Source organism: Streptomyces sp. NPDC048483 (assembly GCF_040651455.1).
Lineage (GTDB): Bacteria > Actinomycetota > Actinomycetes > Streptomycetales > Streptomycetaceae > Streptomyces.
Genome location: NZ_JBEZJZ010000023.1, coordinates 1 through 24,499 on the forward strand (window position 1 = coordinate 1; position 24,499 = coordinate 24,499).

At 69.8% G+C, this 24,499-nt stretch carries 24 protein-coding genes; 13 read left to right on the plus strand and 11 right to left on the minus strand.

The window, feature by feature from the left end:
• Positions 1-255 precede the first annotated feature (255 nt).
• From proP to AB0D04_RS14865, 4 genes are all read left to right on the plus strand, one after another.
• Complete coding sequence (gene proP / locus AB0D04_RS14850; RefSeq protein WP_362702912.1) at positions 256-1,782, plus strand: glycine betaine/L-proline transporter ProP; 1,527 nt, start codon at positions 256-258, stop codon at positions 1,780-1,782.
• A gap of 222 nt (positions 1,783-2,004) precedes the next feature.
• Positions 2,005-3,081 (plus strand): DUF2330 domain-containing protein, encoded by a 1,077-nt coding sequence (locus tag AB0D04_RS14855; RefSeq protein ID WP_362703042.1) that lies wholly within the window; start codon positions 2,005-2,007, stop codon positions 3,079-3,081.
• 959 nt (positions 3,082-4,040) lie between these two features.
• Positions 4,041-5,147: a helix-turn-helix transcriptional regulator gene (locus tag AB0D04_RS14860; RefSeq protein ID WP_362702914.1), complete on the plus strand. Its 1,107-nt coding sequence runs from the start codon at positions 4,041-4,043 to the stop codon at positions 5,145-5,147.
• Between the two features lie 321 nt (positions 5,148-5,468).
• Positions 5,469-5,969, plus strand: a complete 501-nt coding sequence (locus AB0D04_RS14865; protein ID WP_362702915.1) for a hypothetical protein — start codon at positions 5,469-5,471, stop codon at positions 5,967-5,969.
• A gap of 87 nt (positions 5,970-6,056) precedes the next feature.
• Here AB0D04_RS14865 and AB0D04_RS14870 read toward each other — a convergent pair whose 3' ends face one another.
• From AB0D04_RS14870 to AB0D04_RS14900, 7 genes are all read right to left on the minus strand, one after another.
• The gene (locus tag AB0D04_RS14870; RefSeq protein ID WP_362703043.1) at positions 6,057-6,890 is read right to left on the minus strand and encodes a phage major capsid protein; all 834 of its coding nucleotides are present in this window, start codon (positions 6,888-6,890) and stop codon (positions 6,057-6,059) included.
• A gap of 2 nt (positions 6,891-6,892) precedes the next feature.
• Positions 6,893-7,372 carry a hypothetical protein gene (locus AB0D04_RS14875; protein WP_362702916.1) on the minus strand — a complete coding sequence of 160 codons (480 nt, stop codon included), beginning with the start codon at positions 7,370-7,372 and terminating at the stop codon, positions 6,893-6,895.
• Positions 7,356-7,616, minus strand: a complete 261-nt coding sequence (locus tag AB0D04_RS14880) for a hypothetical protein (protein WP_362702918.1) — start codon at positions 7,614-7,616, stop codon at positions 7,356-7,358. Before AB0D04_RS14880 ends, AB0D04_RS14875 begins: the two co-directional genes overlap by 17 nt.
• Positions 7,617-7,707: 91 nt before the next feature.
• Positions 7,708-8,010 carry a hypothetical protein gene (locus tag AB0D04_RS14885; RefSeq protein WP_362702920.1) on the minus strand — a complete coding sequence of 101 codons (303 nt, stop codon included), beginning with the start codon at positions 8,008-8,010 and terminating at the stop codon, positions 7,708-7,710.
• A gap of 567 nt (positions 8,011-8,577) precedes the next feature.
• Positions 8,578-9,957: a phage/plasmid primase, P4 family gene (locus AB0D04_RS14890; RefSeq protein WP_362702922.1), complete on the minus strand. Its 1,380-nt coding sequence runs from the start codon at positions 9,955-9,957 to the stop codon at positions 8,578-8,580.
• On the minus strand, positions 9,954-10,190 hold the full coding sequence (locus tag AB0D04_RS14895) for a hypothetical protein (RefSeq protein ID WP_362702923.1): 237 nt from the start codon (positions 10,188-10,190) through the stop codon (positions 9,954-9,956). Before AB0D04_RS14895 ends, AB0D04_RS14890 begins: the two co-directional genes overlap by 4 nt.
• Positions 10,191-10,448: 258 nt before the next feature.
• The gene (locus AB0D04_RS14900; RefSeq protein ID WP_362702925.1) at positions 10,449-12,209 is read right to left on the minus strand and encodes a recombinase family protein; all 1,761 of its coding nucleotides are present in this window, start codon (positions 12,207-12,209) and stop codon (positions 10,449-10,451) included.
• Between AB0D04_RS14900 and AB0D04_RS14905 the strand changes: the two genes are divergently transcribed.
• On the plus strand, positions 12,210-12,542 hold the full coding sequence (locus tag AB0D04_RS14905; protein WP_362702927.1) for an antibiotic biosynthesis monooxygenase: 333 nt from the start codon (positions 12,210-12,212) through the stop codon (positions 12,540-12,542).
• Between the two features lie 96 nt (positions 12,543-12,638).
• The gene (locus AB0D04_RS14910; RefSeq protein WP_362702928.1) at positions 12,639-13,175 is read left to right on the plus strand and encodes a GNAT family N-acetyltransferase; all 537 of its coding nucleotides are present in this window, start codon (positions 12,639-12,641) and stop codon (positions 13,173-13,175) included.
• Here AB0D04_RS14910 and AB0D04_RS14915 read toward each other — a convergent pair.
• Positions 13,172-13,327 carry a hypothetical protein gene (locus AB0D04_RS14915; protein WP_362702929.1) on the minus strand — a complete coding sequence of 52 codons (156 nt, stop codon included), beginning with the start codon at positions 13,325-13,327 and terminating at the stop codon, positions 13,172-13,174. The genes AB0D04_RS14910 and AB0D04_RS14915 overlap by 4 nt on opposite strands.
• A 105-nt stretch (positions 13,328-13,432) precedes the next feature.
• The gene (locus tag AB0D04_RS14920; RefSeq protein ID WP_362702930.1) at positions 13,433-15,793 is read right to left on the minus strand and encodes an MFS transporter; all 2,361 of its coding nucleotides are present in this window, start codon (positions 15,791-15,793) and stop codon (positions 13,433-13,435) included.
• Here AB0D04_RS14920 and AB0D04_RS14925 point away from each other — a divergent pair.
• Complete coding sequence (locus tag AB0D04_RS14925; protein WP_362702932.1) at positions 15,770-16,744, plus strand: peptidoglycan-binding protein; 975 nt, start codon at positions 15,770-15,772, stop codon at positions 16,742-16,744. The two genes, AB0D04_RS14920 and AB0D04_RS14925, sit on opposite strands and share 24 nt — an antisense overlap.
• Positions 16,745-16,927: 183 nt before the next feature.
• Entirely contained in the window at positions 16,928-17,590 is a 663-nt protein-coding gene (locus AB0D04_RS14930; protein WP_362702934.1) for an HAD-IA family hydrolase, read from the plus strand.
• 124 nt (positions 17,591-17,714) lie between these two features.
• Here the strand turns inward: AB0D04_RS14930 and AB0D04_RS14935 are convergent, their stop codons facing one another.
• Together AB0D04_RS14935 and AB0D04_RS14940 are read right to left on the minus strand one after the other, a co-directional pair.
• Positions 17,715-18,332 carry a TMEM165/GDT1 family protein gene (locus tag AB0D04_RS14935; protein WP_362702935.1) on the minus strand — a complete coding sequence of 206 codons (618 nt, stop codon included), beginning with the start codon at positions 18,330-18,332 and terminating at the stop codon, positions 17,715-17,717.
• 177 nt (positions 18,333-18,509) lie between these two features.
• Positions 18,510-19,268, minus strand: a complete 759-nt coding sequence (locus AB0D04_RS14940; protein WP_362702936.1) for an ABC transporter permease — start codon at positions 19,266-19,268, stop codon at positions 18,510-18,512.
• Between the two features lie 211 nt (positions 19,269-19,479).
• Here AB0D04_RS14940 and AB0D04_RS14945 point away from each other — a divergent pair, with 211 nt between their 5' ends.
• The 5 genes from AB0D04_RS14945 to AB0D04_RS14965 all read left to right on the plus strand — a co-directional run bounded on the left by AB0D04_RS14945 (position 19,480) and on the right by AB0D04_RS14965 (position 24,487).
• Entirely contained in the window at positions 19,480-20,124 is a 645-nt protein-coding gene (locus AB0D04_RS14945; protein ID WP_362702938.1) for an HNH endonuclease family protein, read from the plus strand.
• 287 nt (positions 20,125-20,411) lie between these two features.
• Positions 20,412-22,346: an FAD/NAD(P)-binding protein gene (locus AB0D04_RS14950; protein WP_362702940.1), complete on the plus strand. Its 1,935-nt coding sequence runs from the start codon at positions 20,412-20,414 to the stop codon at positions 22,344-22,346.
• A gap of 58 nt (positions 22,347-22,404) precedes the next feature.
• Positions 22,405-22,869, plus strand: coding sequence for a DoxX family protein (locus AB0D04_RS14955; RefSeq protein ID WP_362702942.1), 465 nt, complete (start codon positions 22,405-22,407; stop codon positions 22,867-22,869).
• A gap of 235 nt (positions 22,870-23,104) precedes the next feature.
• Entirely contained in the window at positions 23,105-23,761 is a 657-nt protein-coding gene (locus tag AB0D04_RS14960; protein WP_362702944.1) for a VTT domain-containing protein, read from the plus strand.
• 114 nt (positions 23,762-23,875) lie between these two features.
• Positions 23,876-24,487, plus strand: a complete 612-nt coding sequence (locus tag AB0D04_RS14965; protein WP_362702946.1) for an N-acetyltransferase — start codon at positions 23,876-23,878, stop codon at positions 24,485-24,487.
• Positions 24,488-24,499 lie beyond the last annotated feature (12 nt).

A 24,499-nucleotide genomic window follows, 5' to 3' on the forward strand; every position in this document is an offset into this window, starting at 1 on the left:
GCCGCGCGTCACAGGAACCGCCACCCCATGCATCACGGAACGTGATGGTTGCAGCGGATTACCGCGAGATGGATCACAGACGAAAGTCCCACGGAAATCCGCCCGGACACGCGTTTGCCCAGCAAGGAGCGGGTATACGACCGAGCGCGCGGTCATCCGCACACTGTCCGTGATGATCCGTTCTGCCCCTATGGTCGACCTTTGCCCGTCATCCCATGGCGGGCTCCGCCCCGTCACCCCACGGCGGGCGATGTCATGCAGTCGACCAAGAGAGCGCAGGCGAGCGAACACGTGCCGACGCAGTCCCCCGTCGCACCCGGGCCCCTTAACCACGGCCGTGGCTCCAGCCGTACCGATGCCACACCTGACCTGGAGGAGCGGACGTCGGACGAGGTCACCGTCGTCGATCCCGCGATGGTCAAGCGCGCGGTGTCCGCGGCCGCCCTCGGCAATGCGATGGAGTGGTTCGACTTCGGCGTCTACAGCTACATCGCGGTCACCCTCGGACATGTCTTCTTCCCGTCCGGGAACCCGACCGCACAGCTACTGTCGACCTTCGGTGCGTTTGCGGCGGCGTTCCTGGTGCGGCCCATCGGCGGCATGGTCTTCGGGCCTCTCGGCGACCGGATCGGGCGGCAGAAGGTCCTGGCCATCACCATGATCATGATGGCGGCGGGCACCTTCGCCATCGGCCTGATCCCCTCCTACGCCACCATCGGCGTCGGCGCACCCGTCCTGCTGCTCGTCGCGCGCCTGGTGCAGGGCTTCTCCACCGGCGGTGAATACGGCGGCGCCTCCACCTTCATCGCCGAGTACGCGCCCGACAAGAAGCGCGGCTTCCTCGGCAGCTGGCTGGAGTTCGGCACGCTGGCCGGCTACGTCGGCGGCGCCGGCCTGGTCACCCTGATGACCGCGCTCCTCTCCACCCACGACCTGAACTCGTGGGGCTGGCGGATTCCGTTCCTGATCGCGGGCCCGATGGGCATCATCGGCCTCTACCTGCGGATGCGCCTCGAGGAGACCCCGGCCTTCGCCCGGCTGGAGAAGGAGGCGCGGACCAAGGAAAAGACGCGCCGTGAGGCCGAGAAGCGGATCGGTGTCCGCGAGATGATCTTCGGCCAGTGGCGGGCGATGCTGCTGTGCATCGGGCTGGTCCTGGTCTTCAACGTCACCGACTACATGCTGCTGTCGTACATGCCGAGCTATCTGACCTCGGAGCTGAAGTACGACGAGACGCACGGGCTGCTGGTCGTGCTCGGCGTGATGGTCGTGATGATGGGTGTGCAGCCGTTCGCCGGCAAGCTGGCCGACCGCTTCGGCCGACGACCGGTCATCGCGGCGGGCTGCGCCGGCTTCCTGGTGCTGTCCGTTCCGGCGCTGCTGCTGATCCGGCAGGGCTCGCTGGCGGCGATCGCGCTGGGCATGGCGGCGCTGGGGCTGCTGCTGGTGTGCTTCACCGCGACGATGCCGTCCACCCTGCCCGCGCTCTTCCCGACCAAGGTGCGCTACGGCTCGCTGTCGATCGGCTTCAACATCTCGGTCTCGCTCTTCGGCGGTACGACCCCCCTGGTGGTCACCGCGCTCATCGGGGCGACCGGCAACAAGATGATGCCCGCCTACTACATGATGGCGGCGGCCGTGATCGGCGGGATCGCCGTATGGCTGATGTCGGAGAGCGCCCGCAAGCCGCTGCCCGGCTCGCCGCCGGCCGTCGAGACAGAGGCGGAGGCCCTCGAGATCGTCCGCGCGTCCCGCCGCGCCGAGGCGGGATCGGCGGCCTGACCGACCCGAGGCGGTGATCCCGGGCCGACAAGCACGCTTGCAGGGGGAACCGCCGGCACCGCCGCGCCCGTCTGTGTCGCTGCCGATCCACCTCGATCGGCGAGCGGCGGACGGGGGACGAGAATGGGCGCGGCCACGGCGCACCACGGAATTCAGCGCACTCACCGCATTCGGGGCCTTCGCGGTGCCCGGGGCATCCGACGGCGGCAGGCCTTGACGGTGGTGCTGCTGTTGCTGGCCGTGCAGCTGGTGTCGCTGGCCCGGCCGGCATACGCCTGCGGCTGCGGTGCGATGGTGGTCGACCCGAAGACCACCATGGCGGTGGACCGGGAGACCTCCGCGGTGCGCTGGGACGGCAGGACCGAGCAGATCGTGATGAGCCTGACGGTGGCCGGGAACGCCCGGGACGCCGCCTGGATCATGCCGGTGCCGCACCGCGCCACGGTGGAGCTGGGCGACTCCGCCCTGTTCGACGACCTTGCCGCGCTCACGGAGCCGGCCGACAAGAAACGCACCTACTTCTGGCCCCGAGGCGGCGACTGGCCGTTCGCCCGGGGCGAATCGGACGGCGCCGGAGCCCCGATGCCCGGCGCCGGCGGCCCGCAGGTCTCCGTCGTCGGCCGGGAGCGCCTGGGCCCGTTCGATGTCGCCCGGCTGACCGCCACCGACCCGGACGCCCTGCGCGGCTGGCTGAAGACCAACGGCTTCCGGCTGCCCGCTGCGCTCGCGGCCGAACTGCGCCCCTACGTGGCCCAGCACTGGGAGTACGTCGCGATCCGGCTGGCCCCCGCCGAACGGAACACCTATCTGAACGGCACCCTCGACCCGCTGCGGCTGTCCTTCGCCAGCGACCGGCTGATCTATGCGATGCGGCTCTCCCGGCTCGCCAAGACGTCCCAGTCGCTGGGTCTCTATGTGCTCGCGCCGCACCGGATGGAGCCCCGCGGCGCCATCGGCGGTTCGGCGCCGGAGGTCTTCTTCGCCGGCCGGATCAAGCCCAAGGGGGCCTCGCTCCGTGACCTCACCGGTGCCGGCGGGGCCTATCTGACCGCCATCGACCAGCAGTTTCCACATCCCGAGCGGATCACCAGCGATCATGAGCTGCGGCGGGCGGCCACCGATACGCCGTATCAGCGGGTCCGTTACACCTATGTGCTGATGAGAGTGGGAGACGTCCCGGCCTGGGTCCTTGCAGCGGGCGGAGGACTGGCGCTTCTGGTGGTCGCGCTGGTGGTACGGAGGCGCAGGCGGCGGCGCGGCATGCCGTCGCACGAGGGTGCCGGTGCGCGGCTGACGTAATCGGGCCGGTCCCGTTGCGTACGGACGACGGCCCGGCGGGCGGCTCCCGGGGCACAGGCCGCGGAGCGCCCGCCCCGGCACCGGATCACCGGCCACCGGCGGCGCGAAGAGCGGCACGGCGCCGCCTCCGTCGGGCTGCACGGGTGAGCCTGCCGACAGGTCCTGGCCCTGGTCGGTATCCCCTGCGGGCCGTACGGCACGATGGTCGGCATGAGCATCGTCAAGATCAATAAGTCTGTCAAGCTACGCACATAGAGTGCCCCGCCCGGCTGTGTCTCTCGCCGTCGCCGGGCGGGGCCGATCCGGCATCCCTCACCGCTGAAGCGGCACCCCGGCTAAGGGCGGATGGGGCGGGAGCCCCAGCACGTCTGCCGTGGTCGCGCTCGTTCCCATCGGGGGATGGCCCGCCGTCGCCCTGAGCGCTCAGAACAACGGAGCTTTGGTGCTACTGACGGCCCTTGGCACGGCAGTTGACACACGGGAACTGGCACGGCGGCAACGGCGTCTCCGGCGGCAGGTGCACGACTCCAGAGCGCGTGTCCAGCCGTCCGCCGTACTCCGTCCACCATCCCTCGGGAGAACCGGCGTACGGCTCCCACAACTCAGGCTCTGCCGGCCTCTCGACCGTGCTCACCCGCGCCCCCGCTTCTTCGTCGGATGCGGGTGTTTCCCGATCTCGACATTGCAGTCAGAGACCTTCGAGCCGTTGCCCGCCAACCGCGATGTCTCTCGTTCGTTCCCCAGCGCTACGCACACATCGCAGCCGTCCACCGGCACGGGTTCAAGTTCCAGCCGTAAAGGCAGCTCTACCGTTGGAGTCGTGTATCTCGTCGGCTCGGTCATGCCCGTGATAGTCCCGAGAGCCGGTAGGGCAACGTAGTGGCATCTGTAGGGGCAAGTGGCCTCCGAAACCCCCTTCTTGACCTGCCTAGTGGCAGTGCTAGGAGCAAGATGGGGTCATGTCCATTGGGGAGCTGATCAGGGATCTACGCCAGGCACGCGGATGGAGCCAAGGGCGACTGGCATCAGCGATCAACGACGCCTTTGGAACGAATCTTGATCGGGAGTACGTCAGCCGCTGGGAGCGTTGCAAGGTGAAGCCGGGGGCGTACTACCTCCGGTGCCTGTCCGCAGTGCTCGATGTTCCCCTAGCTGTGCTTGAGGACGACGTGAAGCGACGCACTTTCCTGACCGATGCTGCGGGGGCTGCCATAGCTCCCGCAGTGGCCTCTGACCTCCTGTCCGTGGGCTTCGCCGCCAGGCTCCGGGGCGGTCCATCCGTAGACGAATGGGAGAGCAAACTAGACACCTACGGCACGGAGTACATGAGCCTCGGCGCCGCAGACATTCAGCGTCGCGTGTCCAGTGAGCTAGTGGTGGTGCAGCAACAGCTTGAGAATCCTCGGCTGTGGTCTGTGGCGTCCCGGCTCATGACCCTTTACGCCAAGACGTTCCCCGGGGCGGACGGAGCCAAGGCGGTCAACTGGTACCGGCTCGCTGCCGAAGCTGCGGACGAGTCCGGCGACGATCAGGCCCGCGTATGGGTACGCGGTCGCGCAGCAATTGCGCTCGGATACGAGGGGGCATCACTCGGCGTCGCTGACGTACTGGCCGATCAGGCCATGTCCATCAGCCAGAAACCCTCGCTAGGGCTCCTCAACGCTATCTACGGCAAGGCGCACGCTGCCGCGCTACGAGGAGATCGTGGGGCGGCACTCAGGCTGTCAGAGCAGGGCCAGCGGGTGTTCGACAAGGCAGGGTCGCATGAGCAGACCAGTGACTATGCCGTTCCCTGGTGGCGAGTGAACGTCTTCCGCTCGCTGCTACTCGCCAGACTTGGGGATGAGCGGGGAGCCGTTGAGGCGCAAGAAGCCGCGCGACGCGAACTACCCGCAACCCTGCCTCGCTTCGCGACACATCTTGAAATGCACCGTGGGCTGATGCTGGCCAGGTCCGGAGACAGGGCTGGGGGCGTTTCCTACGCGCGGGGAGCGATGGACGCGCTGCCCCCAGAAAAGCACTCGTTGACGCTCCGGCTTCTGATGGCAGAGGTAGAGGCGTCATAGAACGAGGAATGCCCCCGAAACCACCCCGGCGCAGGAGGTAGTCACGGGGGCAAGGGCGGGGCGGTGTTGTTAGAGATGTGTGGCCGCCGGACCGCCAGCCGGCTGTGAAGCTCCCGGCTGGCGTCGAGCTCCCAGGCGATCTAATGCCAGTCGCAGGCCAAGGGGACCCATCTCATCTCCGCCGGGGGCCTTCATCAGCTCCGGACCGTCACCCTTGTTGCGCCGGCGACGCTGGTCACTGCGCTTCGGAACGGGGCCCGGCATGGTGTCACCTCCAATAAGGTTTGCTGAGATGGTCTGAGAGCACCGAACGGGGGACTGATGGACCAGGGTTTGGCCGCCGTACTGGGCGCAGTAGTTGGTGCGCTGGCTACAGGAAGTGCTGCTGCCCTCGCCTCTGTATCTGCGGAACGCGTTCAGAAGAAGCAGGCCCGCAGAGAGGCGTATCGCGCATTTCTGGAAGAGATGAGAAGCCTTCCTCCCTATTTCGGTCGGCTTTCAACATGGATGGCCCAAAATGTCAGCAGGAGCGCGAATCCCATCGATGAAGCTAATGAAAAATTCGCGGAAATAGACAGGAGGATTGAATCCCTCGGCCGGTTCGCCGTTGCGGTGGAACTCGAAGGACCCTTTAAGTTGTCGTCGCAGGTTGCCGAACTTTTCGATTTATTTGAACGGGAAACTGGATACCTGAGACGGATGTACGCCTACCACAGAGGCGACAGGGCGTCGGAACACCTGGCCGTAGTGCGGATTGAAATTGAAAATGAGCTGACCGAGTGCATTCGCCAGATTCGGTATCTCACTGAATCCAACGTGTAACTGTGTTGACCCTGGAACGCGTACAGAATCTGAGCTGCTATACGCTTGCGGTCTGGCGTGACGCGCGGCGGGGGTTGCCCCCAGGGGCTACGCCGCAACCGTCACCTTCGTGATCGCTGCGGAGTGCGGGTAGCCGAACCCGACGCGCATGGTGCCGCGCACGGCCACCTGGTCGGACTGGAAGTACGCGTCCGCGCTCAGGTCCACCTTCACATCACGTCGCAGCACCACGAACACACGATCCTTGGGGAGTCCCCACACTGTGCCCGGGGTGACCGCCGGAGACACATACAGCGGCACTCCAGCGATCACACGGCGCGTCGGCGTGGTCGGGTCCGAGCCGAGCAACGGTCGGTTGCTTCCTGTCTGTTCCTTGAGCTGAGCCAGGGCCAGCGCGTCGGAGGGGTGAGCGGTGAAGCTGGTCAACGTGGCGCCGGCTGTCTCGGCCTGGGCGATCGCCTCAAGGAATGGGTCCAGATTGGCCCACTTCTTGCCCGCCGTCACGGTGTTGACGTTCGGCACGACCTCCAGGCCACGCGGCGCCGGAGCGGGCAGGCTGCCGAAGAATGCTGCGTCCACCTGACGGGCGATGGAGCGGGCCAGGCCGTCCCCGACGATCTGCGTGGCCTGCGGGTTGGAGTCCTCCGCGAGTTCGGAGGAGACGACAGTAAGGCCCGCGACCTTGGTGGGAGTGACGATCTCCTCGCCAAGGGTGGCGTCCTCCACGGGGATCTCGTCGCCCTCCCGGGTCCAGGCCGCGCCCGCGTCCTCCTGCACGATCGGCAGGTGGGTGCGAGTGGCGTCGGTGTCCAGTCGCGTGGCGACCTGGAAGGCTACCGATCCGGCCTGAACGGGCTGGACGATCAGCGCCGCGTACTGGTCGGGGGTGATGCCTCCGGCGCCGGGGACGGTGGTGAACATGCTCAACTAGGTTTCCTTTCCTCAGAGTTCGCCGTGGCGGCGGCCGCTGCGGCGCTGCTCGCGGGCCCCCGCCGGAACGCGTCCGCCCAGCTGGTCGGGCGGGGGCTCTCGTTCGGGCTGAGTCCTCCACGGCCGAGGTGAACGTGTCCGTGTGCGGGGCTTGTGTCCCGCTCGTGTATCGCGGCGCTTAGGACGCGGGCGCGTTCCTGCAGCTCCGCCGTGGGGGCGTTGCCGAAGGCGCGCAGGATCTCGGGGGTCATGTAGGGATAGCGGCGGGCAAGATCCTGGATCGTGTCCTCCTGCTCCCGTGCCGCCTTCTCCTGCTCCAACTGAGCAATCTGGGCATTGAGTTCGGCGATGTCGGCGTCAGGGGCAGTACCTGCGTCCTGGGTGGCCTGGGGCGGGTTGCTCTCCGCGTCGCCCTGGGGCGGGGCCTCCGGCTCCGCCGCGGAGTTCGGCGTGGGCTCAGTCAGTGAAGACAAGGGCGTCCTCCAAACCGCTCATCGGGGACAGTGCGCTCTCTGCGTCCTCGTCGGTGAGCAGTCCATCGCGCTGCCCGCAAATGGTGCGGGCCTTGAGGTCCTGCGCGGCCTGCTGACGCTTGTCGGCGTAGTAGCGCAGCGTTGTGGCGTCGCGGACCTCAGCTGCCGACCAAACCAGGTCGGACAAGGCGGCGATGTAGCAGCGGGACAGGTTGATGCGGTCGCGGATCTCGTGCGCGTCCAAAGGGGCTCCTTCCAGGTGCCGGATCGGAGGTGGAGCGGGTGCCGTGCCGATGTACGGCGCGTGGTCCGCTCCCCCCCCTGTAGGTACGGCGTTACACGGCCTGGTCCCCGGTGTCGGTACGGCGCCGGCGGTAGCGGCGGGCCCGCTCGGCGGCGAGACGGCGCCTGCGCTCGGTTTTGCACCCATCGCACACGGTCGGCCACTTGCGGCGCTGTGAGGCGGGACGCCGGACGGTGAACTCCTGCCCGCACTCCAGGCATTCGGCCGTGTAGTGCTTGACGCCTCCGGCCAGGGTCACGGTGCCGCCGACTGTCTCGTAGCGGCGCGGTTCCGTGTCGGCGCGGAGGCATTCCTCCTGCTGCCGCAGCAGGGCCGCGTGCAGGCGGGGGTCCATACGGGCCACAGTCACCTCGGGATAGGGCTGGGCGAAGTCCAGGCGCCGTCCCGCTCGGCGGATCTTCTCCCCATCTCTTGCCCTGCGCGGGGTTGGGTGCGGTGCCCCTGAGCGGGTGGAAGGCGGCACCGTGCAGGTCGTCTCCGCGTGCGGACACGGCCCGGTGGTCGGCCCGTATCTCCGCCGCGCCCTCGTCGCCGACACCGGTCCACACCAGATGCGCCATCGCATCTTCCTCTGACGTTGGGTCGTAGCGATGTTCGTGGCCGTCCGCGATCAGCGGGACGCCGTATTCCTGTTCTGCCTGGCGAGCCAGGGCCGCGTACAGCTTGGGTGGCACGATCGCCACGGATTGCCTCCAGGGCATGCGAAAGGCCCGCCAGGGATCAGCGAGCCTTGAGGTCGATGTGGGGTTGTCGCGGCAGCGGGGTGGACGCCCTGGACGCCTTCGGCGCCAAGTGCCGAAACCTCTCCCAACACGCGTATGGGGAAGGTCTGGGAAATGGACACTTAAGGTGTCCACGAGTCCTGGCGTTCTGGGCTGCGCCGCCGCTGCGGGGGCAGGAGTTACGCGGGCTGACCGAAGATGTCGGCCTTCTTGGCGCTCACGCCTACCACGCCGCGTTTGCCGCCCTGCTTGCCGGTCTCAGCACTGAAGTGGCGGGCAATCGCCTTGGACCACGCCTGGGGGCGGCCTGGCAGCCGGGGGTGCTGGCTCTCGCCGCGCCCCTTGATCTCGGCGCTGGACACGAACCCGCCCGCCTCGGCCTCGAAGTTGGCTTCCACCCAGTCGGCGAAGGGGTCGGACTCCTGGCGGTATTCGTCAGTGGCCAGGGTGACGCGCTCCGGCTCGTTGAGCCCGTGCCGCCACCAGTCCACAGCCCCGCGCACCACCCATGCGGCGATGCCCTCGGCCTCCTGTTCCAGGCGTTCCTTCAGTCCAGGGTCCTCACGGCCCACGAACGACTCGTCCCACGGCACGCACCGAAAGCGCCGCCAGATCCCGTCATCGGTGCCGCGGATCGTCGGCTTGTCATTGCCGGACATGATCAGCAAGCCGGTGGGTGTGAAGTCGTAGGCGGGCTTGTACTTCTGGTTCGCGGTCATCCGGTCGGCGGCCGTGAACAGCTTGATGAACGCCTCGTCCAGGCGCGCGTCCGTCATCTCGCTGGACAGCACCAGACGGGCGCCGTGGAGCTTGGCGACCAGGGAGCCGTTCCGGCCGTGCCGCTGCTTCTCCCAGAACTCCGCCTCCTGCGCCGTCGTGATCGCCGCGAATACCTTGCCCAGGGTCTCGGTGAACACGCCCTTGCCGTTGCGGCCGGAGCCATAGAAGAACGCCAGGCACTCCTCCCGCGTGTACCCGGTGATCGCGTACCCGGCCAGGCGTTGCAAGAAGGTGTGCATCTGGGGATCGCCCGGGTGGCTGGACTCCAAGAACGCCTCCCACTGCGGACACGGCGCATCGGGTTGATAGTCCACTTCGACCAGCCGTGTCACCAACAGCGTCGGGTCGTGGTGGTACCACTCACCGGTGGTCAGGTTCACCGCGACGTTGCGGAAGGCCATCACGTTCGGGTGGGCGTCCAACTCGTCCACCCGGTACCGGATGCCCGGCATCGACTGGAGTTCGGTCAGCGCCGCCGTGATGCAGCACGAGGTGCGCAGGGCGCGCGCCGCATCTATGTAGGCGTCGTCTCCGCCGTTGGCGGCGTAGGCCAGGAGACGGTCCGACACCTCATGGACCATGCTGCGGGCCACCGAGTCACGGGTGGAGTCGTTGACCCAGACCCGACCGTCCCACGCGTACCAGCCCGGCCCCTCCACGTAGATCAGCCGGCCAGCGACCTGGTCAGCAAGGAACTTAGCCCGGTCCACGTCCGTGCCGTCCTTGAGCGTCAGCGACGGCAGAACCTCCGGGGCAATCTCCGGCATGGCCAGGCTCATGCGCCGCCCTCCCGTCGTCCGGTCACCGCAGCAAGGTAGGCATCACGGCTGCCCAAGCTGCGACGCGGCTTGCGAGCGTTGCTTTCGCTCTGCGGATACGGGTCCTTGAAGATCGGCTCATAAACACTCATGTGGTCGCAGTACCTCAGGTCGTCCACCAGGGATTCCAGCCACTTGATCAGAGCTGTGATGCGCGCGTGCGCTTGCGCGGCGGGGGTCGGTGTTTCGCTCATGTCGGCCTTCCTGTCTCATGCCGGGCCCGTTGCGGCCCTCCCCATAGAGGGAGCGCAACGGGTTCACGCAAGGCGTCACGACGCCTGCGCGGGTCCTCTCACTGGAGTTATCTGGGGGCAGTTACAGAAGCCGTGACGGGGCACGTGGCCGGACAAGGCGAAGGACCCGCCCCTCCGCGGAGGAACGGGCCCAAGGGGCTCCGCCGGTTACTTGTCGTCTCCCCGTCGCACACGACCGATTAAGGCGCCGGCGCGCTGCTACGCCATGCCGTCGTCGTCTTTCTGGGGAAGCTCCGCCCACCGGACCAGGACACGGTCACACGTATTGGCGTTCCTTCCCCTGCCCACCGATTTGGCGATCCGGACAGAGTCGATGAACAGCGCCAGGAACTCCCGCTTCTCTTGCAGATCCCAGGCAGCCCACGGGGATCCCTCCCCTATCGGGCCACCGTCCACCGTCGTCCACTCTCCGGGGATCGCCGCGGCCACGTCCGCCGCCGCCTCCAGCTCGTTCAAGCGCTCCTGTGTCCGCTGTTCATGGGCCGTCAGTCGCTCCACGGACTCGCGGAACATATTGGTTCCCACGGGTCCCGCGTACAGGCCCTCTTGGCGGTCCTGGTAGAGGACGCGCAACGACTCCCGGACATGATCCAGTTCCGAACGGGCCGCTGCGTGTTCCGTCTCCCTTTCAGAGGTGTCCTGTTGGTGGGCGAACCGGCGAGCGGCCTCCGCCAGCCATTCCCTGTCGTCCTCGTCTGAGGGGTCCATCGCCGTGAGTCGCGCCCATACCCGGCGGGCCACTTCGTCGTCCGCGCCGCCCATGCTGATGACCAAGCCACCATGGCCAGGGACAACGCCACCCGCACGATTGCACTTGTAGTAGAGCTTCCCCGAGCGCTTGTCAGTGACCATGACCGAACCGCACACATCGCAGAAGAGGAGGCCGTGTCCCGCCAAGAGCGTGGGCACACGGCGCCCGGACCGCACGACCGTCTTGGTCCGGCCGTCCAACACGTCCTGGAGCTTCCACCACTCATCCGCCGGAATGATCGCTTCGTGCGACTCCACCGGGCGCCCCTCATCGTCGCGAAGGATCACCCGCTTCCCGGCCTTGCCGGGGACCACGTTCCCGTCCGCGTCCGTGGTTTTCTCCTGACGCCCCTGCCACTCCATGGCGTATCCGGCCAGGCGCGGATCCCGAAGGATGCGCAGGACCGTGGAGGAGGTCCAGCCCGCCCGGTCGGCTGCTTCGGATGAACCGATGCGGGCGCGTCGCACCTCCATTCGCTTCGCTCCGGCTTCTCCCAAGCCGGTCATCTTCGTGGGCACGCGTGACTCATTCAGCCGCTTGGACACAGCGGAGGCGGTGAGTCCGTCCGCGATCCACGACGCCATGTCCCGGACTACGGGGGCCTCTACAGGGTCCGGAACGAGACGGATCACAGTGAGTTTGCCCCGAGTCTCGCGCTCCGGCTGGAAGCCGAAGGGAGCGACGCCGGAGACATGGCTACCGGCTCGGCGGAGCGTGTCCTTGGTGGAGGTGATGTACGCGGACTTCAGGTCCGATTCTTGTTGTGCGAGTCCGGCGATGATGGCCAGGATGCCGACGCCGACGGGGGTGGAGGTGTCCAGGTAGGGCTCCTCCACCGAGACCAGGCGGACGCCGTATCGCTCCAGCTCATCGATGATCTTCATAGCCTCCAGCGCGCCCCGCCGGGTGAGCCGGGACAGGGAGAACACGACCACCGCGTCCACGTGACCGGCACGGACGGCGGCCATCATCTCTTCGAATCCCGGGCGGTGCACGCTGGGGTCCCAACCCGATTTCCCCACGTCCTCGACGTGACCCGCGTCGTCCCAGCCCTTGGATGCGATGAGGGACGAACAACGCTCGCGCTGGGCCATCGGTGATGCCTGGGAGTCGTCGTCGCGACGCTTGCTCTGACGGATGTAGGAGACTGCTCGCACATGATCCAGGTTAGGCGTGGAGCCTAACTCCCGTTTCCTGAGAGGTGCCATGTGCCTAGCGTAGTAAAGATCAACGTACTGTCCGTGCCCGCCGAGCAGCGGGAGGTTCTGGAGAAGCGCTTCGGAGCGCGCGCCGGGACGGTGGACTCCTCGGACGGCTTTGAGTGGTTCGAGCTGCTGCGGCCCGTCGAGGGCACCGACCAGTACCTCGTCTACACGCGCTGGCGGGACGAGGAGTCCTTCCAGGCATGGATGGAGGGCCCGATGAAGGCCGCGCACCAGGGTGGCGGCGCCGAGGGCGGCGAGCGGCCCAAGCCCGCGGCGTCCGGGTCCACGCTGTGGTCCTTCGAGGTGGTGCAGCAGGCCGGCCCCAAGAAGGGCTGACCACAAGGCGGTTGGGCGGGCGCGCCGGACGCCCGCCCCTTTCTCCCCGCCGAAATCCGTTGCACGGCGTTCCTCGCTCATGGCATCAATGTCGCCATGAGCGACACCACCGCCCTCCGGCTGCCCTGGGCCGTCTCCGCCGAACCCTTCGACTCGCCGGACGCCTGGGCGCTGTTGCGCGAGTACTACACCGAGGTGGCAGACCGCTACTACCAATTGCACGAGGGCCGTCGCGCGACGCCTGAAGAGATCGCGCAGGGCCTGGCGGAGTACCCCTCTGACCATCTGACACCTCCTGACGGTGTGCTGTTGGTGGCCCGGCACGGCGGCGTCGCCGCCGGATGTGCCGGGGTGCGGCTGCTGGACGAGCGGACCGCAGAGCTCAAGCAGATGTTTGTACGGGTCCCGCACCGCGGCCGCAGTGGCGCAGGCGGCCTGCTCATGGCCGCCGAGGCGGCCGCGGCCCGGTTGGGCGCCGCGCGGATCCGGCTGGACACCCGGCTGGATCTGGTGGAGGCGGTCGCGCTCTACCGGCGGCACGGCTTCGTCGAGATCGCGCCGTACCACGACGACATCTACGCGGAGGTTTTCTTCGAGAAGCCGTTGGGCCGCTCGGGTGACGAGGCCTTCTAAAGCTGCTGGTCCAGCCGCTTCCGCGGAGGTATGTGGCCGTGCTCCGGGAAGAGCTCGGGAAGGAGCTCCGGGAAAAGCTCGGGGAATATCTGGAGCGTTGTCGTCAGCAGCGGACTGCCGAAGTGTTCGCGCGGTGCATTCGCCCCTCCCACCGGATTCCCCTCTCCCCCGCAGCGCCCGACGACGCTTCACCTCATCTGCTCCCGACCGTAACCGACCCCACTGACAATCCCCCCGGCGTGCGGCGGGGCAGGCCGTCAGTGCGTCACGCCCGGCGGCCTCGACACCCCCCGCGGCGTGCGCGGCACGGTCCGGCGGGCGTCGCCGTTGTGCGGTTCCTCCGCGTCGGAGCCGCAGAGTTCCGCCGTCAGCTCCCGGACGAGTTCGGTCAGATCCGTGGGCCGGTCCTTGGTCCACCAGTCGCCCAGCAGTTCCGCCAGCGACTCCTGGCGGGCGGCCGAGAGTCGGGCGGCGGTGTCGCGTCCCAGGTCGGTGACCAGCAGCATCAGCCCTTCCCGTTCGGCGAGGCCGCGCTCCTCGATCTGGCGGATGGCTTCGGTGATCACGCCGAGCGGCACATTGGTGCGTTCGGCGAGCAGCGCCGCTTCCACCGATCCATGGCGGTGGATACGCAGCACCAGCCAGGCGGAGGCGGGTTTGAGGTCGAGGCCGGCTCGCGCGGTGATCTTCTCGTAGATGTGCTTGCGGCCTTCCATGCTTCCCAGTTTGGACAGCGCACGGGCGCATTCCTCACGCGAGGACCGTTGGACGGGGTTGGAGGAGACCACCTCGCTGGTGTCGGGGGCGGTGACGCTGCGGCGCAGCGGTTCCTCCCTGAGGAACCAGGCCAGCGCAAAGGCCACGAGGACCAGCGGGACGGCGTAGAGGAAGACGTCGGTGATGGAGAGGGAGTAGGCGTCCAGGACGCGGGCCGCCGGTCCGGGCCGGAGCTGGGCGATGGTGCGCGGGTCCTCGGCGATCTTCGACGGGGCGACGCCGGGAGGCAGTTGCTGCCCGCCAAGGGCGTGCGCGATCCGCGGGCCGAGTCTGTTGGCGAAGAGGGTGCCGAAGATGGAGACTCCGAACGAGGCGCCGATCGAGCGGAAGAAGGTGGCGCCAGAAGTGGCGACGCCGAGGTCCTGGTAGGGGACGGCGTTCTGCACGATGAGCACCAGGACCTGCATGACCAGGCCGAGTCCGAAGCCGAAGACGAAGAAGCAGGCGCTCATTTCGGCGACGCTGCTGGCCGGGTCGAGTCGGTGCAGGAGCAGCAGGCCGACGGCCACCACGGCGGTGCCGGCGATCGGGAAGACCTTGTAGCGGCCGGTACGGGAGACGATCTGGCCGGAGCCGGTGGACGAGAGCAGCATGCCGAGCACCATCGGCAGCATGTGCACACCGGACATGGTCGGTGTGACTCCCTGTACGACCTGCAGGAACGTCGGGAGATAGGTCATCGAGCCGAACATCGCGAAGCCGATGACGAAGCCGATGACGGCGCACAGCGTAAAGGTGCGGAGGGTGAACAGGCGCAGCGGCAGTACGGGTTCCGCGGCCCGGCGCTCCACCAGGACGAACGCGCCGAGCAGGAGGACGCCGAGCACCCCGAATCCCACGATCTGCCAGGAGCCCCAGCCGTAACTCACGCCCCCGAGCGAGGTCATCAGGACGAAGCAGGCGGCGACGGCGGCGATCAGGGCGGTGCCCAGGTAGTCGATCCGGTGCGGGGTGCGGTGGCGCGGGATGTGCAGCACGGCGGCGATGACGGCCAGCGCCACGATGCCGACGGGGACGTTGATGTAGAAGACCCAGCGCCAGCTGAGATGGTCGACGAACAGCCCGCCCAGCAGCGGGCCGAGGACGCTGGTGCCGCCGAAGACGGCACCGAACAAGCCCTGGTACTTGCCGCGTTCGCGGGGCGGCACGATGTCGCCGACGATCGCCATCGACAGCACGATCAGGCCGCCGCCGCCCAGGCCCTGGAGGGCCCGGAAGGCGATCAGTTCCCCCATGTTCTGCGCGATGCCGCACAGCACCGAGCCGATCAGGAAGATCACGATCGCCGTCTGGAACAGCTTCTTGCGGCCGTACTGGTCGCCGAGCTTGCCCCACAGCGGGGTTGCGGCCGTCGAGGCCAGGAGGTAGGCGGTGACCACCCAGGACAGGTGGTTGAGGCCGCCGAGATCGCTGGCGATGGTGGGCAGTGCGGTGGCGACGATGGTCTGGTCGAGTGCCGCGATCAGCAGGCCGAGCAGCAGTGCGCCGATCGCGACGAGGACCGTCTGCTGGGACTGGCCCTCGCCGGGTATGGCCGGGGCGCTGGTGTCCTGCGCCATGAGCTTCTCCCTCGGTTCGGGACGGCCCTCCCCCGGCGCGGGCCGCCCTTCGCGTTCCTTCCATCGTGGTGGGTTCCGCCCGATATGGCCCGCTGAACAGCGATATGGCTCGCCTGCGGGTGCCTCCGGTGCCGTGGTCACCTGGTGGACATCCGGGAGATGCCCGGCGGATGTCCCGGAGCGCCTGTGCAGACCCCGGCGGGCTCTGCATAATCGCTGCCTGTTCGAGGGCTCACGGCTCCCTGGAGGCGACCGTTCGTGACGGCACAGACCTGCCCGCACTGCTTTGCCCCCGTACGCGGCGGCGGCCTGCCGACCTGCCTGTGCGCGGCGGCCGGCGCGGAGGACTTTGATCCGCTGCGCATCCGGCCTTATGTGTCGTTGGCCGGTCAGGACGGCGACGAGGACCGGGACGCCGTGGATGGGCAGGACGGCTGGGATGAGCGGGACCACCTGGATGAGCGGGACGACCTGTTAGGCGGTTCAGGGGGGATCCCTGATGCCCGTACGGGAATGCGCACCGCCGCCCCTCAGGCGCCGCCGGCCGTCCCCAGGCCGCTCCGTTCCGGTCCCACCTCCAGAACCTTCACCTCGTCGTCCGAAACTCCCCCGGGCACCCCGGCTGCCCCTGGTGGCCACGCCGCACCCCGTAAGCGCGCGTTGCCGGCCGTACTGGCCGTCACCGGGGCGGCGGTGGCGGCCACCGCGGTACTGCTCGGCACCGACATGCTCTCCGGTGGCGAACGCGACCGCGCCGCGCCACCGGATCACAGCACGGTCGCCCCCACCGCCGCCTTCCCGACGCACGGCAGCCCCGGCCCCTCCGCCACCGGCCCCTCCTCCCCGCACCCGAGCCAGGCACCCTCGCAGCGCCCCAGCTCCCGCCCGACCTCCAGGGACACGCTCACGCCGCACCGGACGCCGACGCCGCGGCCGCCCGCCCCCACGCGGGCCTCCGGCAGCGTCAGCCGCCCCCCGGACGGGCAGCCGAGCACCGCGCCCACCGGTCCGATCGCGCTGCGCGAGGGGTCCAGCGGCCCCGAGGTGGCGGAGCTGCAGAACCGGCTGCGGCAGCTGGCCCGCTATCTGGGCCCCGACGACGGCCGGTACGACGCGGACGTACGGGCCGCGGTCGCGCGCTATCAGGAGGCGTACGGGGTGACGGGCGACCCGGACGGCGTCTACGGGGAGCAGACCCGGGCGTCCTTGGAGTCGCAGACCGACGAGCCATAGAAAGCGGGGCCGGCCCCCTCGCTGACCAGGGTGGTTGTCGGCACCCCCGGCCGTTTTGTATCGTGTAGGAACAAAGTGGTTCCGCCCGCATTCCCTGACCGGCGGGCGGGACCGCTTGTGTATTCGTCTGTGTCTCCACAGGCCGTGCCTGTCCCTCCGCCCGTAGCGCCCAGGAGCCCGCCGATGACGGCCACCACCACGCTCACCGCCCGCGCCCTGCTGCTGGACATGGACAGCACGATCGTGAACTCCGAAGCCGTCGTGGAGCGCTGCTGGCGCCGCTGGGCCGCCGAGCAAGGGATGGACGCGGACGAGGTCCTCAAGGTCGTCCACGGGCGCCAGGGCTGGGCCACCATGGCCGCGCTGCTCCCGGACCGCCCGATGGAGCTCAACCTGGCGGACAACCGCCGGATGCTGGCGCAGGAGACCGCCGACATGGACGGCGTGGTGCCGGTCCCCGGCGCACCCGCCTTCATGGACGCCATAGCCCGGCTCCCGCACGCCCTGGTGACCTCCGCCGACATTTCCCTCTCCGATGCCCGGATGGGCGCCGCCGGGCTGCCCATGCCGTCCGTACGGATCACCGCGGAGTCCGTGGGCGCCAGCAAGCCCGACCCGGAGGGCTTCCTCAAGGGCGCCGCCGAGCTGGGCCACCGCCCCGAGGACTGCCTCGTCCTCGAGGACTCCGAGGCGGGCATCCTGGCAGGCCGGGCGGCGGGCATGCGCGTCGTCGGGGTCGGCGACCGCGCCCCCGCCTTCGCGCCCACCGCTCACGTACGCGACCTCACCCAGATCCGCGTCGAGGCGCAGGCGGACGGCCTGATAGCGCTGCACATCGCGGCCTGAGCCGCCGAGCGGCGCCCCTCCGAGCGGCCGAGCGGCCGGCCTGCCAACGCGCCGACCTGCCGACCGCGGGCGGACCCACGGCCGACGGCCCCGGCCCGCCCCGGCCACCACCCCGGCCGCCGCCTCAGCCGCCGATCGCCTCGTACAGGCTGAACGCCGCCAGCAGTGCCATCACCCCGGCCGCGACCTTGGTGATCAGCTTGAGCGGTACGTACTTCATCAGCGTGCGGCCGCCCAGGATGCCCAGGCCCGCCACGGCCCACAGGGCCAGAACGGCGCCGACGCCGACGGAGACGGGGTCGTCGTAACGGGCGGCGAGGTTGGCCGTCATGATCTGGGTCAGATCGCCGAATTCGGCCACCATGATCATCATGAAGCCCGCCCCGGAGACCTTCCAGAAGCTCTGGTCGGCGGGCTTCTTCACCTCTTCCTCGTCGTCGTCCTTCTTGAACAGCAGGACGGCGGCGCCCGCCAGGAAGAGCACCCCCACCACCGCCTGGACCACGCGGTGCGGGAGCAGGGTGAGCACGCTGCCCGCGGCGATGGCGAGCGCGACGTGCACCAGGAAGGCGGCGGCAACGCCGGCGAAGACGTACGAGGCCCGGATGGGGGTCCCCCCGCTCGAGCGAAGTCGAGAGTGGGGGAGGGTGACGAGCATCAGCACCGCGAGGGCGGTCTTGTCGGGCAGCTCGGCAAGGAAGATGACGCCGAAGACCACGGCGGCGACGGTGAAGCTGAACACGAAGTGCTTACCTCGATCGGTCGGGCCGCACCCAAGGGGCCCGGAAGAGGGGTCGCTTCGGCACGGCAGCGTTGAACACTGCGGCCGAAGGTCTCGCTGGCGCGGTACGTACATACCGGGCCTCCGGGCGCCGGCTGACCACGAGGGACAGCAGTATGTCGACGGTCCGGCAGAGAGCTACTCCCCTTCTGCTGCCGTCGAGGGTACGCGGTGCATCCGCCCGCACGCCACCAGCTCGAGCACGACCGCGCAGGCCGCGACCTGTACCGCGAGCAGGGCGACCAGCACAAACAGCTGTACCGCACCGGCCTGTACGGGCGAGGCACCGCCCAGCAGCATCCCGACGAAGGCGCCGGGCAGCGTGACCAACCCCACCGTCCTGGTCTGGTCCAGCCCCGGCAGCAGCGCGTCCGAAGCTGCCGGGCGGGCCACCTCCATCCGCGCGTCCCGGTCCAGCAGCCCGAGCGCGATCCCCGCCTCGAACTCCCCACGGCGGGTCTCCAGCTCGTCCAGCGCGCGCCGCCCGCCCAGGACGGTGGCGGTCAGCGCCCCGCCGATGAGGATGCCGGTGACGGGGATGAGGGTGAGGCCGCGCGGCGGGAGGAGGCCGGTGAGCAGCAGGATGCCGATGACCGGGGCGACCCCGACGGCGATCGGCACGGCGGCCCACCACCAGGTGTGGTTCCGGGTGATCCGGCGGCCCGCGGTCCGTACCGCCACCGCAAACATCAGCACCAGGAAACACACCAGCCAGGGGAGCGCCCCCACCACCCAGCCGATGAGGTACGAGACGGCCGCCAACTGGGCGGCGGCGCGCAGGCCCGCGACGGCGATGGCCCTGGCATGGCCGAGGCGCGCCACGGCGGCGACGGCCACGGCGGCGGCCAACAGGACAGCGAGGACGATACCGAGGGTGATGTTCACCGGCAGCAGCACGCGCTCACTGTAGGGGGGCGTCCGCCCCGGTATGCCCCAACCGGGCGGCTCCGCCACGTGCATGGCGCTCCGTCAGCGGGTTCCGCCAGGCCCTTGAACTGACGTGGGCATGTCGCCACTCTGTTACCTGAAGCCCATCCGGTGGAAACCCCACGTCGCCACCATGGGCCCGCATCACAGCTCGACTTCCCCCCACTTCAAGGGAGTTCCGATGTCAAAGGTCTACGCGCGTCGCGTGTCCGTCGCCGCGGGCGCGGCCACGGCGCTGGTCTGCACGCTGGTCCTGAGCGGCCAGAGCGCCCAGGCCGCGCCGCCCAGCCCGCCGGACGCGGCCACCGCCAAGACGTACCTCACCGAGATCAAGGAGCAGCCCGAGGGTCCGCAGGACGGATACAGCCGCGACAAGTTCCCGCACTGGATCGACCAGGGCAACAGCTGCAACACCCGCGAGGTCGTGCTCAAGAGGGACGGTACGGACGTACAGCAGGACGGCAGCTGTGCGGCGGTGAGCGGCAAGTGGGTCTCGGCGTACGACGGGGCGACCTGGACCCAGGCGTCCGATCTGGACATCGACCATGTCGTACCCCTGTCGGAGGCGTGGAAGTCGGGCGCCGCCCAGTGGACGACGGAGCGCCGCCAGGAGCTCGCCAACGACCTGACGCACTCTCAGCTGATCGCCGTCACCGACAACGTCAACCAGGAGAAGGGGGACCAGGACCCGGCGAAGTGGCTGCCGCCGAAGGCTTCGTACCACTGTGAGTACGCCCGGATGTGGGTGTGGGTGAAGCACGAGTACGGCATGACCGCGGACTCCGCGGAGAAGGCCGCGCTGAAGAAGATCCTGGACGGCTGCTGAGCCCTCCGGCAGTTCTGCGCGTCCGCCGTCCGGGGCCACCGGGCGGCGGGCGCCACGCCCTGCGGGCGGCAGTCGGCTTGGGGCGTTATGGCGGCTTTCCGCGGCGGGTGGGCGGGTTGCCAGGGAAAGCGGTGATGCGGGAGGTTCGGCGCCCGTGGGCCGCCGGCCACCGGGCGGACAGCCCGCGGATCCGGCGAACTCCTTTTGCCGCCCCGGGTGCTGCGACGCGGCGGCGGGCAGTGATGATAGGGCGCACGTTTCGCCCGTCGCCCCAGGGAGCGCCCCTCTTGGCCGCCGACCACCTCGCCGACTGCCACACTCAGCCCGCCATCGCCGTCGTCGGCGCGGGGCCGCGCGGGACGAGTGTGCTGGAGCGGGTCTGCGCCTCGGCCGCCGAACTGGCCCCGGGCACCCTCCTGACCGTACATGTCATCGACCCCACGCCGCCCGGCGCCGGCCAGGTATGGCGCACCGCCCAGTCGCCCGAGCTGCTGATGAACACCGTGGCGTCGCAGGTCACGCTGTTCACCGACGAGAGCGTGGAATGCGCGGGGCCGATACGGACCGGACCGAGCCTGTACGCCTGGGAGGGCTGCGACGTCGGCCCGGACGACTATCCGGGGCGCGCCCTGTACGGCCGCTATCTGGAGTGGTTCCACGGCCAGGTGGTGCGCACCGCTCCAGAGGGGGTGACGGTCGTAGCGCACGCCGCCCGCGCGGTGCGGCTGGCCGAGGCGCCCGACGGCTCCCAGTCGCTCCACCTGGACGACGGGCGGGCGCTGCACGGTCTGGGCGCGGTGGTGCTCGCCCAGGGCCATCTGCCGGCCGAGCCCGCCCCCGAGGAGCGGCGGCTCGCCGACTACGCCGCCGGGCACGGCCTGCGCCACCTCCCGCCCGCCAACCCGGCCGACCTCGCCGGGGACCTGTCGGCGCTGGCACCCGGCCGCCCCGTACTGCTGCGCGGGCTCGGCCTGAACTTCTTCGATCACATGGCGCTGCTGACGACGGCCCGCGGCGGGCGGTTCGCCCGGGGCGCGGACGGCACGCTGGCCTATCAGCCGTCCGGCCGCGAGCCCCGGTTGTACGCGGGTTCCCGGCGCGGTGTGCCGTACCACGCGCGCGGGGACAACGCGAAGGGCGCGCACGGCCGGCATCTGCCGCTGCTGCTCACACCGGATGTGATCGCCGCCTTCCGTAAGCGTGCCGACTCCGGTGACCTGCCCGACTTCCTGGCGGAGGTGTGGCCCCTGGTGGCCAAGGAGGTGGAGACGGTCTATTACGAGGCGCTGCTGGGCCGCCGCACTCCAGGTGGCGCCGCGGCCGGGGACCGGTTCCGCGAGCGGTTCCTGGGCAGCGCGCACCGCAGCCCCGAAGAGGCCGACGCGCTCGAGGCGTTCGGCATCGGGCCGGCCGAACGCTGGGACTGGGACCGGGTCGCCCGCCCGCACGCGGGTCGGCGTTTCGCCGACCGCGCCGCCTTCCGGGGCTGGCTGCTGGCGCGGCTGCGGCAGGACGTCGCGGACGCCCGGCAGGACAATGTCTCGGGCCCGGTCAAGGCGGCGCTGGACGTGCTGCGGGATCTGCGCAACGAGCTGCGGCAGATCGTCGACCACGGCGGGCTGCGGGGCACGTCCCGCCGCGACCACCTGGACCGCTGGTACACGCCGCTGAACGCGTTCCTGTCCATCGGGCCGCCGCGGCGCCGGATAGAGGAGATGGCGGCGCTGATGGAGGCGGGGGTGCTGGAGGTGATCGGGCCCCGGATGGAGGTACGGCTCGGCGCTCCGGACGGCCGCGGGCCGGGTTTCACCGCCCGTTCGCGGGACGTACCGGGGTCGGAGGTGACGGCGGCGGCCCTGATAGAGGCGCGGCTGCCGGAGCCGGACGTGCGGCGCACCGCCGATGCGCTGCTGGCCGGGCTGCTGGCCGACGGGGGCTGCCGGCCGCACACGGTGGACGGTTACGAGACCGGCGGGCTGGATGTGTCGCCGAGCCCGTACCACCTCATCGGGGCCGACGGCCGGCGCCATCCGCGGCGGTTCGCGGTCGGTGTGCCGACGGAGGGGGTGCACTGGGTGACGGCGGCGGGGGCGCGCCCCGGTGTGGGGTCGGTGACACTGGCCGATACGGACGCGGTGGCGCGGGCGGCGCTCCAGGTGGCGGTGCGGACGCCGGCGCCGGCGGCAATCCGTCCAAATGTTGAACTTGCAAGTACTGATTAGGCTGCCCTAACCTATGCTTCCAGCGGTTACCTCGTCCCCAGAAGCCGTAGGAGTCCCCATGTCCAGTCCCCTGACGTCGTTCACCGAGAGATCCACGCCGCACGTCCTCGCGCTGTTCCGCGTCGTCACCGGGCTGCTCTTCGCCTGCCACGGCGCGTCCTCGCTGTTCGGCATCCTCGGCGGCGCGATGGGCAGCGGCCACACCGTCCCGACGGGCGCCTGGCCGGGCTGGTACGCCGCGGTCATCCAGCTCGCCGGCGGCATCCTGGTGATGCTCGGCCTCAGCACCCGCGCGGCGGCGCTCATCAGCTCCGGCTCGATGGCGTACGCGTACTTCTCCGCCCACCAGGGCTCGGCGCTGTGGCCGATTCAGAACGGTGGCGAGGCGTCCGCGATGTTCTGCTGGGCCTTCCTGCTGATCATCTTCACCGGCCCCGGCTCCTGGTCGCTCGACCGCCTCTTCTTCGGCGACCGCCAGGCCGAGCAGGCGCCGGCCGCCCAGCGCGAGCCGAGCGCGGCCTGACGTTCCCTGTGCCGGGGCCTTCGGATCCCGGCGCTTTTCACGGCCCGTACGGTGCAGCTGCCGTACGGGCCGTGTCGTCGTACAAGGCCCCTTCGCCACCTGGGTCCGTGACCCACTTAACACACACCGCCCCAGGTCAGGAGGCCAAGAAGGCCAGGCGTACGCTGTATGGCTGTAGAGCCGCCCCTGCCGCACCGAGCGACGTCGCGGCGGGGTCCGGACCGGGAGTGGCGCGTTGTTGGAGAACCTGGGGGCCCTCAGTGGCACCCCTTGGGTGTATGTGATCGTCAGCCTCTCCATCGTCCTCGATGTCTTTGTGCCGATCCTGCCCAGCGGGGTCCTGGTGATCACCGCGGCCACCACGGCCGCCGGCACCGGCACGGCCTCGGACGCGGTCGACTCCGTGCGCGCCGCGGCCTCCGTCCACGGCGGTGGCCACCACCTGGCCGAAATGTTCTCCCTGGTGCTGTGCGCGGCCACCGCCTCGGTGCTCGGCGACATGGTCGCCTATCGCCTGGCCTGGCGCGGCGGCGACCGCTTCGACCGGGCCATCGGCCGCTCCCGCCGCCTGTCCGCCGCGCAGGAACGTCTCGGCGCGGCGCTCACCCGCGGGGGCGGCGGCCTCGTCGTCCTGGCCCGCTTCGCGCCCGCCGGACGTTCGGTGGTCAGCCTCGGCGCCGGCGTCGCGCACCGTACGGTCCGCGAGTTCCTGCCCTGGTCCGCACTGGCCGGGCTCGCCTGGGCCGCGTACAGCGTGAGCCTGGGCTACTTCGGCGGCCAGTGGCTCGGGGTGTCCTGGGTGGGCACCGCGCTGTCGGTGTTCGCCCTGTTCGCGGCGGGGTCGGCGGCGGTGTTCCTGATGCGGCGGCCGGAGCGCCGGGCGGCGCGCTGACGGCGGCGGGGCGGCGGGGCTGTTGTGACCGCCGGTGCCGTGGTGACTGTCATGCCCGCCGGCAGGCAGAAAACGCCTGGCCCGTTGTCAGACCCCGGTGCGACGATTGCCGGCATGAGCGGTTCGAGCGAGGCGAGCAATACGGACAGGACGAGCGGCATGAGCGGCCCGGCCGGCACCAGCAGCTGCACCCACACGGGCACCGGCAGCGGGCGGGCCGGCATCTGGCGTCCCCGCCCCGAGACCTCCGCTGACATACCGGCCGTCCGACGGGTCGGCCTCGCCGCGTTCGAGACGGCGGAGGAGGCGGATCTCGTCGACGCGCTGCGCCGCGACCCGGCCTGGCTGCCCGGTCTGTCCTACGTCGCCGACGCTCCCGACGGCACGGTCGCCGCCCACGCCCTGCTGACGCGGTGTTACGTCGACGATGTCCCTGCCGTGGCACTCGCCCCGGTCGCGGTGCTGCCCGAGCACCAGAAGCGGGGCGCGGGCGGCACGGTCATCCGGACACTGCTGGAGTCGGCGAGGGCGGCCGGTGAGCGGACCGCGATCGTCCTCGGCCATCCGCCGTACTACCCGCGCTTCGGCTTCGTGCCGGCCGCGCCCCGCTTCGGCATCCTGCCCCCGCAGCCCTGGCCGGACGAGGCCTTTATGGCGCTCTCCCTGGACGACTCCATACCTCCGCGCGGCACCGTCCGCTATGCGGCACCCTTCGGCATCGACTGACGGCTCCGACCG